The organism is Vibrio sp. 1978 (assembly GCF_033344345.1).
On sequence record NZ_JAWPOP010000523.1, the window covers coordinates 1 to 670 of the forward strand.

The window sequence follows — 670 nt, forward strand, 5'->3', positions numbered from 1 at the left end:
TTGCGACCGTAGCTGTTGTCGTTGTCCGGGTTGCCGTTATAGAAGCGGTCGGTCATGACAAAATACACCGTCGCGTTGTCCCAGCTGAAAGGTTTTTCGGCTTGCTGATCAACCTCTTCTAACAGTAATAGACCTTGGCTAATTGGGCCTGGTTGCATGGTTACGCTGCCATTGGCGACGGTGGCTTCTTGCCCGGTTAAGGCGTCACGAACAACAGTGCCATCATTAAAGGTTTGGGCTACGTTGATGGTTTTAGCTGTGTCGGTTGCAACAGGGCAAGAATAGGTGATGTCCTGACTCTGTTTTGGTTTGATTTTAACGGTTAGCTCATTGGTGTCTGGATTGAGCGTGAAGAGGTAGGTATTGGCTTTGAAAATGCGCAGCGGCATAGATGTGTCGGTTGCGCAGTTATCCATTTTTAATGGTGTATTGAATTTGATGCGGCTTTCTTCCGCTAGCGCAAAGCTGTTGCCACAGGTTTGTTTGCTGTCGGCAATGGTAAAGGTGTAGTTGCCTTTTTCTAGTTTTTGCTCTGCGACGAGTAAACCGTCTGAGTTTGGTTCGAAGACGGCAGTATCGTCTCCAACGCTTAATACGATGGCATTTTCTGGAATTTGGCTGCAGGCGCTCAGTAGACCGATAGAGAGTGCGAGAATTGTTTTTTTCATTG

The 670-nt window shown here is 47.6% G+C and carries 1 pseudogene; it reads right to left on the bottom strand.

The window, feature by feature from the left end:
* Window positions 1-668, bottom strand: a pseudogene (locus tag R8N49_RS27610) (alpha-amylase); the annotation flags it as partial.
* Window positions 669-670: the final 2 nt, after the last annotated feature.